Source organism: Micropruina sp. (assembly GCF_047607385.1).
Classification (GTDB): Bacteria; Actinomycetota; Actinomycetes; order Propionibacteriales; family Propionibacteriaceae; genus Micropruina.
In genome coordinates, this window is sequence record NZ_JASGDE010000096.1 from 1 (window position 1) to 8,505 (window position 8,505).

The window sequence follows — 8,505 nt, forward strand, 5'->3', positions numbered from 1 at the left end:
ACTAGGCCCTCCCTAATCAGTTCTGCCCTCCCGTCGACGGGAGGGCAGAACTGATTAGGGAGGGCCTAGTGTCGTCCGGCTGGTCGGGACGAGGTCAGTCGGGGCGTGGTCTGCCGGGACGACGTCACAGGGACGGCAGCGAGGTGCGCAGCTCCCAGGGGGTGACCTGGGCCCGGTAGGACTCGTACTCGGCCCGCTTGTTGCGCAGCACGAAGTCGAAGACGTGCTCACCGAGGGTCTCGGCGGCCAGCTCGGAGTTCTCCATCAGGGTGATCGCGGTGTCCAGGGAGCGCGGCAGCGGCTTGATGCCGAGCGCCTGACGCTGCCGTTCGCTGAGCGACCAGACGTCGTCCTCGGCACCCTCGGGCAGCTCGTAGTCGTTCTCGATGCCGGCCAGTCCCGCGTTCAGCACCAGCGCGTAGGCCAGGTACGGGTTGGCCGCCGAGTCGATGGAGCGCAGTTCGACCCGGGCCGAGGCACCCTTGGACGGCTTGTACATCGGCACCCGGACCAGCGCCGACCGGTTGTTCTGGCCCCAGCAGATGTAGCGCGGCGCCTCGGAGCCGCCGACCAGCCGCTTGTAGGAGTTCACCCACTGGTTGGTGACGGCGGCGATCTCGGCGGCGTGCCGCAGCAGTCCGGCGATGAACTGGCGTCCGATCTTGGACAGGTGGTACTCGGCTGACGCGTCGTAGAAGGCGTTGCTGTCGCCCTCGAACAGCGACAGGTGGGTGTGCATGCCCGAGCCGGGCTCGTTCTCCAGCGGCTTGGGCATGAACGAGGCGAACATGTTCTGCATCGCGGCGACCTCTTTGATCACCACCCGGAAGGTCATGATGTTGTCGGCCATGGTGAGGGCGTCGGCGTAGCGCAGGTCGATCTCCTGCTGCCCCGGGCCGCCCTCGTGATGGCTGAACTCGACCGAGATGCCCATCTGTTCGAGCAGGGTGATCGCCTTGCGGCGGAAGTCCGTGCCGGCGTTGGTGGTGGTGTGGTCGAAGTAGCCGGACCGGTCGACCGGGACCGGCGGCTCACCGGGAACCACCGGCTGCTTGAACAGGTAGAACTCGATCTCGGGGTGGGTGTAGAAGGTGAAGCCCATGTCGGCCGCCTTGCGCAGCGCCCGCTTCAGCACGTAGCGGGGGTCGGCGAACGCCGGCGAGTCGTCGGGCAGCCGGATGTCGCAGAACATCCGCGCCGTGCCCTGGGTGGTGCCGCGCCAGGGCAGCAACTGGAAGGTGGACGCGTCGGGGTGCGCCACCATGTCGGCCTCGTACACCCGGGCGAAACCCTGGATCGCCGAGCCGTCGAAGCCGATGCCCTCGGCGAACGCGCCCTCGAGTTCGGCGGGCGCGATCGCCACCGACTTCAGAAACCCCAGGACGTCGGTGAACCAGAGCCGGACGAAGCGGACGTCGCGCTCCTCCATGGTGCGCAGGACGAACTCTGTCTGCTTATCCATGCCGGCTAGTCTGCCGCCCGGCATGTTTCAGTTGGGTTACATCCACCAAACGGCATGCGATCGTTCGTCGCGTCCGGCGTCCGGGACCCCCTGCAGCAGCGAACTGGCTCGTGAAACGGCGACCGATTCGGGGCCGCCGCGCCTCACCAGCCTGGACGCCGCCGGAATCGGTCGCCGTTCGACGAGCGCCGGGGCCAACCGGTACGAAAGGAACCGTCCCCAACGTCCCACCAGCCGGCCCGACCGGTACGAAAGGAACCGTCGCCAACGTCCCACCAGCCGACCCGACCGGTACGAAAGGAACCGTCCCCAACGTCCCACTCCTGGTTTGGACGGGCGCTCCCGGGTCAGCCGCCCAGGAACGAGGGCGCGTCGGCGTCCCCCTCGTCGTCCTCACGGTCCCAGCGGTCGTTGCGCTCGCGGACCTTCGCCAGCGCCTGCTCGGCGTCCGCGCGGGTCGGGTAGGGACCCAGTCGGTCCTCGGCCCGGCAGCCCTCGTAGGGCTCGACCGCCCGGTGCTTCAGGCACCAGTACCATTCACCGTCGCTCATCGCGATCGCCTCCCGGTTCGACTGCCCCCACTATGATCGCGCCCGTGACCGCGATCAAGCCTCATCGGGTGACGCCCGAGCGCGCCGTGCCGGCCGGGATCGAGCGTCCCCACTACGTCGGACGCCCCGCCCCGGATCGCTATCGGGGCTCCGACGTGCAGAGTCCGGACGTCATCGAACGGATGCGGGTGGCCGGCCGGCTGGCCGCCCAGGCCATGCTCGCCGCGGCCGACGCCATCGCCCCCGGGGTGACCACCGACGAATTGGACGCGGTCGCCCACGAATTCCTCTGCGACCACGGCGCCTACCCGTCCACCCTGGGCTATCGCGGCTACCCGAAGTCGATCTGCACCTCGGTGAACGAGGTGATCTGCCACGGCATCCCGGACACCCGGCCGCTGCAGGACGGCGACCTGGTCAAGATCGACGTCACCGCCTTCATCGGCGGCGTCCACGGCGACAACTGCGGCACCTTCTTCTGCGGCGAGGTCGACCAGGCGTCCCGCGATCTCACCGACCGCACCCGGGAGGCGCTGAACCGGGCGATCAAGGCGGTCCGGCCGGGTCGCCAGGTGAACGTGATCGGACGGGTGATCGAGTCCTACGCCAAGCGCTTCGGCTACGGCGTGGTCCGCGACTACACCGGTCACGGGGTGCACACCGCCTTCCATTCCGGGCTGGTGATCCCGCACTACGACGAACCGTCGCTGACCACCGTGATACAGCCCGGGATGACCTTCACCATCGAGCCGATGCTCACCCTGGGCGACTACCGCTCGCACATGTGGGACGACGGCTGGACTGTGCTGACCAACGACGGCAGCCGCTGCGCCCAGTTCGAGCACTCCCTGGTGGTCACCGCGGACGGCGCCGAGGTGCTGACCCTGCCCTGACGGCCGGGACGGCGCCCAGCACGCCGACGGCAGGCGAAAGGAGACCGGCGATGGCGCAGGCCGGCTGGTACCCGGATCCCGGTGGTCAGGCCGGCATGTTCCGGTACTGGGACGGCGCGGCCTGGAGCCAGCAGTTGTCCGCCGATCCCGGAGCCCCGCCACCCGGCGGTGGCAGCGGTGGTGGTGACACCGCCAAGAACGGCAACGGCCGGGGCCCGGTGCTCTGGGCGATCCTGGCCGGCGTGGTGGTGCTGGCGCTGCTGGCCACCTTCGTGCTGCCGCGACTGTTCGCCGCCGATCCGGCGCCCACCCCGAGCAGCGCGCCGCCGCGTCCGACGATCTCGGCGTGGGACGAGAGCAGCCGGCCCACGCCCTCCCGGACCCCCACCCCGACCCGGACGCCAACGCCGACACCCACACCGACCCGGACGCCGTCCCCACTGAGCCCGGAGACCAGCCTGCCCTGCCCCCGCTACGACACCGCGGTGGTCAACGGACGGCTCTACGGCGGCGGGCTGAGCGTGCCGGTGATCCGCGACCCGCGCTGGACGGTGATCCCGGTTCGCTCGATTCCCTGGGCGATCTGCGCCACCGGACTGCAACGGTGGATCGTCGGCACCTGGGTCAGCGAGGTGGTGCTGGCCGGCATCCAGCCCCGCTCGATGGCCGGCTCGCTGAAGAAGCAGGCGGACGCCATCGCCGAGGACTCGCTGACCCGGTTCTACGACGCCGGCAAGGGCCGGATGGTGGCCACGTCCAGCAAGGCCCTCCGGGTGGGCGGGCTGGACGCCTGGGAACTCCGCTACGAGGTGCGGGTCGACTACCTCGGCACCATCCCCGGGGACAACGTCACGGTGCTCGTGGTGCAGCACACCGACGGCTCGCGCAGTGCCCTGCTGACCTTCGCCACGATCGGCGACACCGAGACCAAGCGCCAGGTGGACGCCAGCCGCGACGCCGTGAAGGTGGAGAAGCGCTGATCTCCGCCGGTCGAGCGACCGACGACGAGCGGCGTCAGAGGGGTCTCGACAAGCTCGACCACCGAAGGATCAGCGCTTCAGGCGGCCACGAAACGGACCCGGTCGCCGGGCCGCAGCGTCTCGACCACACCCCGATAGGGCGCTGCGACCTCACCGACCCGGGCCTGGTCGGGGCTCAGCGGCGCATCGCGGCGGATCAGGTGCAGCTCGCCGGCGTAGCGCCCGGTGCCGGCCAGGTCGGCCTGCAGGCTGCCCCGCTGTCGCCGGTCGGCGTTGACCGCGTCCGAGGGCGTGGGACGTCCACGGGTGCCCTCGATCCGGTGCGAGATCGCGGAGCCTTCCGGACGCAGCCGCCACGACTCGTCCAGCAGATAGCCGACGGCGGGATGCAATCCGGTCAGCGGCAGCACCACCTCGCCGTCCTGTTCGCGGCGCCGGATCCACTCCTGGTGCCGCGGCAGCAGCGTCCCCTCGGCGCAGACCACCCGGGTCTGCGGGCAGAGCGCCAGCACCCGGGCGTGGTTCAGGTACGCGTTGGCGTGGCGATGCGATTCCACGGTGGGCAGGCCCCGGTTCAGCGGCGCCCGGAAGGAGCGTTCGCCGGGGATGAAGGTGAAGAGCTCCAGCCCGCGCTCGAGCAGCAGCGCATTCTGGGCCGCGAAGAATTCTTCGGCGAGCCCGGTCTCCGGCCGGGGATAGAAGTTGTGCCAGCCGGCGGGACGCAGCCCGTCCAGCGCGTCGAGGACGTCGGCGCTCACGGTGCTGGCGTTGACCGCGACCCGGAAGCCACCGGCGTCCGCGATCGCCCGGACCTGCTCGGGGTCGAAGCCGTAGTCGATCCGGACCATGGTGACGCCCCAGTCGCGCAGCAGGCCGAGTTCACCGATCCGGACGCCGAGCAGGTCGAGGGTGCCCGGCGACACGTCGGCGCAGAACCGGATGCCGCGGTCGCGGTGCAGCCCGGCCAGTTCGGCACCGAAGGCGCGCAGTCCCACGCTCTCGGGGATGTGCAGCGAGGTGAAGACCAGCGGCGCGTCGCCGTCGCGCAGCGCGGCGTCCGCCACCGCGGCACGCAGCGCCGGCTCGTCGGTCGGGTAGAGCGAGTAGAGCATGTCGGCCTTTCGGCAGTGCCGGTCCCGGCCGATGCGGCCGGGACCGGGATCGGGACGGGGTCAGCCCAGCCGGGACTCCATCGACTCCTTGAAGCCGAAGAAGAAGGTGAGCAGGAAGCCGGCCACCGCTCCGATCAGGATGCCGCCCACGTACCACCACCACATGCCGGGAGTGATCACGCCGGTCATCAGCAGGCCGGACAGACCGAGCGCCTGCGCCCCGAACGCGCCGCTGACCTGCATCCCCCAGGCGACGAAGGCGCCACCGAATCCGGCGCCCAGGCAGGCGGTGATGAACGGGTAGAACAGCGGCAGCGAGACGCCGTAGATGAGCGGTTCGCCGATGCCCAGCAGACCCAGCGGCAGCGCGCCCTTGATGATCTGCTTGAGCTTGGTGTTCTTGGTCTTCAGCCACACCGCGATCGCCATGCCGTCCTGGCCGGCGCCGGCCATCGCCAGGATGGGCAGCAGCTGGGTGAAGCCGTGGTCGGCGATCAGCTGGGCATGCAGCGGGGTGAGGCCCTGGTGGATGCCGAGCATCACCATCGGCAGGAACAGGCTGGCCATCAGGAAGCCGCCGATGACGCCGCCCTGCTGCAGCCCGAAGTCGACCAGCAGCCAGGTCAGCCCGCGCATCAGCAGCGCCGACACCGGCATCAACACCAGCACGCTGGCGGCGGCGCCGACGATGACGGTGATCGCCGGGATGAAGAACAGCTCCAGGCTGGCCGGGATCAGCTTCCGCAGCCGCTTCTCGATCACGGTGAACAGCCAGGCGGTGGCCATCGCCCCGATCACGCCGCCCAGGGCCGGGCTGAGCTGCCCGAAGAGCGGGACCACCAGCGGCTGCGCCGGGGTGCTGCCGCTGGCCGCGATGCCGGCCAGCGCGGTCATGTAGGGCACCCCGCCGGCGATGAAGCCGAGCACCGGGGTGCCGCCGAATTCCTTGGCGGTGTTGTGGCCGACGATCAGGTTCAGCCCGCCGACCAGGATCGACCCGACCGCGGCGAAGGCCAGGAACCAGGCGTTCTTGGCGATCGACGGGTCGGCGACCTTCCAGATGTTGGCGATCGAGGCGACGATGCCGCAGGCGATGAAGCCGGGGATGATCGGGATGAAGATGTTGCCGATGTGCCGGAAGCCGGCGTGCACCGAGGTGTTCTGCCGGGCCTTCACCTTCTCCTTGGTGAGCTGGGCCACCCGTTCCAGATCCTCGGCCGCGGCGGACGCGACGTCCAGCTCGGGCGCCGGGGCGCGTCCGAGCTCGTCGCCGAAGGCGTCCCGGAGCCGCTGGGCGTGGCCGGGGCCGACCACCACCTGCAGCTGCTGGCCCTCGACGACCCCGAGGACGCCGTCCAGGCCCTTGATGGCGTCCACGTCGGCGAGCGAGGTGTCCACCAGGTTGAGCCGCAGCCGGGTCATGCAGTTGGTGAAGGAGTCGATGTTGTCCGCGCCGCCGACCAGGCCAAGGATGCGCTGCCCGAGGTCGTTGTAGTTCATGCTGGTTCTCCTTGTCGATGGAAGAATCTGAGAGGGTCAGCGCTGCCCGAGGGCACCGCGGACGAAGCCGTTCGCCGCCGCCAGCCGGCGACGTGCCTGGTCGGCGTCGACGGCGCAGAGCACCATCACGATCGCCGTCTTGGCGTGGTTGCCGGACGCGTCCAGCGCCCGGCGCGCCTCGTCGGTGTCGCAGCCGGTCGCCTCGCGGACGATCCGGACGGCACGGTCAAGCAGTTTCAGGTTGGTCGGGGCGACGTCGACCATCAGGTTGCCGTAGGTCTTGCCGAGCCGGACCATGGCCGCGGTGGAAAGCATGTTGAGGATCAGCTTCTGGCTGGTTCCGGCCTTCAGCCGGGTCGAGCCGGTGAGCACCTCGGGGCCGTTGTCCACCTCGATGGCGACGTCGGCGTGGGCGCTGACCTGGGCGTCCGGGTTGCAGGCGATCGACACCGTCGCCGCCCCGACGCCGCGGGCGTGGTCGAGCCCGCCAATCACGTAGGGCGTCCGGCCCGAGGCGGCGATGCCCACCACCACGTCGGCCGCGGTGAGCCCGACTCGGGTCAGGTCGGCGACGCCGAGTTCGACCGAGTCCTCGGCGCCCTCGACCGCCTGGAACATGGCGCCGTTCCCGCCGGCCAACAGCCCGATCACCTGCCCGGGGTCGGTGCTGAAGGTGGGCGGGCATTCCGCCGCGTCCAGCACCCCGAGCCGCCCGCTGGTGCCCGCGCCGAGGTAGATCAGCCGTCCCCCGCCGCGCAGCGCGGACACGATCAGCTCGACCGCCCGTCCGATCTGGGGCAGGGCTCGCTGCACGGCGTCCGCGACCCGGTGGTCCTCGGCGTTCATCACGGCGAGCAGGTCGTCGACGCTGAGCTCGTCGAGGCTGAGCGTGCGCGGGTTGCGCCCCTCGGTGATGGTTCCGATGTCCTGCATCTGCACGACCCTTTCGTTCCACGCCGAACTGATGGCATATCGTTTCACATTGTCTAGCCTTTGTGAAGTGTTGTGTCATCGACATGTGGGACAGTAGTGCGGCGGCCAGCGACGGGGGGAAGTTGTGGACGGCATCATCGACCGGATTCGAGCCACCGCTGCCGGGCTGCGCCCCGCCGAGGCGAAGGTGGCGAACGCGGTGATCGCCGATCCGGCGAGCATGCTGGACGCCACCGTCGCCACGGTCGCCGCGTCCGCCGGCACCTCCCAGGCCAGCGTGGTGCGATTCGCCCGCGCCGCCGGCTTCTCCGGCTTCCCGGAACTGCGCATCGCACTGGCCCAGGAGCTCTCCCGCCGGCAGGTGGAGCTGGAGAACTCCAACATCGCCGAAGGCGCCATCAACGCCTCGGACGAACTGGCCGACGTGGTCGCCAAGCTGGCCTTCCACGAGGCCCGGTCGCTGGAGCAGACCGCCCGGCTGATCGACCTGGACGCCCTGGACGCCGTGGCCCACGCACTGGCCGAGGGACGCCCCTGCCACACTTTCGGGGTCGGCGCCAGCGGGCTGGCGGCCAGCGACCTGGCCCAGAAGCTGCAGCGGATCGGACTGGTCTGCCAGTTCTCGCCGGACACCCACGTCCAGCTGATCCACGGCGCGCTGGCCACCCCGCGCACGGTGGCGATCGCCTTCTCCTTCGGCGGACGCACCGCCGAGGTGCACCGGGCGCTCACCCTGGCCCGGCAGCGCGGGGCGCTCGGCGTGGCCGTCACCAACGCGCCCGAGTCCCCGGTGGGACGGGCCGCCGACCACGTCCTGCTCACCGTGGCCCGCGAGGCGCCGATGCGGGCCGCCGCACTGGCCAGCCGGATGACCCAGCTGGCCGTGGTGGACTTCCTGTTCGTCCGGGTGGCCCAGCTCTGCTTCGACGACGTGGAGTCCGCTCTGGAGCTGACCCGCGAGGCCGTCCAGCCTCAGCGCCTGCCGCCCACCGACTGACCCGGCCGGCGATGGAGCACGGGGTCAGACCCCGCGTTCCACCCGTCGCCCGACTCGGCCCTCCCTAATCAGTTGTG

General features: G+C 70.5%; 8 protein-coding genes. 3 read left to right on the forward strand and 5 right to left on the reverse strand.

Annotation, left to right across the window (positions count from 1 at the left end):
* Positions 1–124: 124 nt before the first annotated feature.
* Both QM582_RS08755 and QM582_RS08760 read right to left on the reverse strand, forming a co-directional pair.
* A complete protein-coding gene (locus QM582_RS08755; protein WP_415083607.1) occupies positions 125–1,462 on the reverse strand; it encodes a glutamine synthetase family protein in 1,338 nt (445 codons plus the stop codon).
* A 347-nt stretch (positions 1,463–1,809) separates the two neighbouring features.
* Complete coding sequence (locus tag QM582_RS08760; protein ID WP_415083609.1) at positions 1,810–2,013, reverse strand: SPOR domain-containing protein; 204 nt, start codon at positions 2,011–2,013, stop codon at positions 1,810–1,812.
* A gap of 44 nt (positions 2,014–2,057) precedes the next feature.
* Here QM582_RS08760 and map point away from each other — a divergent pair, with 44 nt between their 5' ends.
* Both map and QM582_RS08770 read left to right on the forward strand, forming a co-directional pair.
* Positions 2,058–2,906, forward strand: a complete 849-nt coding sequence (map, locus tag QM582_RS08765) for a type I methionyl aminopeptidase (protein WP_415083611.1) — start codon at positions 2,058–2,060, stop codon at positions 2,904–2,906.
* Positions 2,907–2,956: 50 nt separating this feature from the next.
* The gene (locus QM582_RS08770) at positions 2,957–3,886 is read left to right on the forward strand and encodes a DUF2510 domain-containing protein (RefSeq protein WP_415083613.1); all 930 of its coding nucleotides are present in this window, start codon (positions 2,957–2,959) and stop codon (positions 3,884–3,886) included.
* 77 nt (positions 3,887–3,963) lie between these two features.
* On the opposite strand, the gene QM582_RS08775 is transcribed toward QM582_RS08770, so the two are convergent.
* From QM582_RS08775 to murQ, 3 genes are read right to left on the reverse strand one after another with little or no spacing between them, the layout of a single operon-like run.
* Positions 3,964–4,998, reverse strand: a complete 1,035-nt coding sequence (locus QM582_RS08775; protein ID WP_415083615.1) for a MupG family TIM beta-alpha barrel fold protein — start codon at positions 4,996–4,998, stop codon at positions 3,964–3,966.
* A gap of 60 nt (positions 4,999–5,058) precedes the next feature.
* The gene (locus QM582_RS08780; protein WP_415083617.1) at positions 5,059–6,498 is read right to left on the reverse strand and encodes a PTS transporter subunit EIIC; all 1,440 of its coding nucleotides are present in this window, start codon (positions 6,496–6,498) and stop codon (positions 5,059–5,061) included.
* Between the two features lie 36 nt (positions 6,499–6,534).
* On the reverse strand, positions 6,535–7,431 hold the full coding sequence (gene murQ / locus QM582_RS08785; RefSeq protein WP_415083619.1) for an N-acetylmuramic acid 6-phosphate etherase: 897 nt from the start codon (positions 7,429–7,431) through the stop codon (positions 6,535–6,537).
* 124 nt (positions 7,432–7,555) lie between these two features.
* Here murQ and QM582_RS08790 point away from each other — a divergent pair, with 124 nt between their 5' ends.
* The gene (locus tag QM582_RS08790; RefSeq protein ID WP_415083621.1) at positions 7,556–8,428 is read left to right on the forward strand and encodes a MurR/RpiR family transcriptional regulator; all 873 of its coding nucleotides are present in this window, start codon (positions 7,556–7,558) and stop codon (positions 8,426–8,428) included.
* Positions 8,429–8,505: the final 77 nt, after the last annotated feature.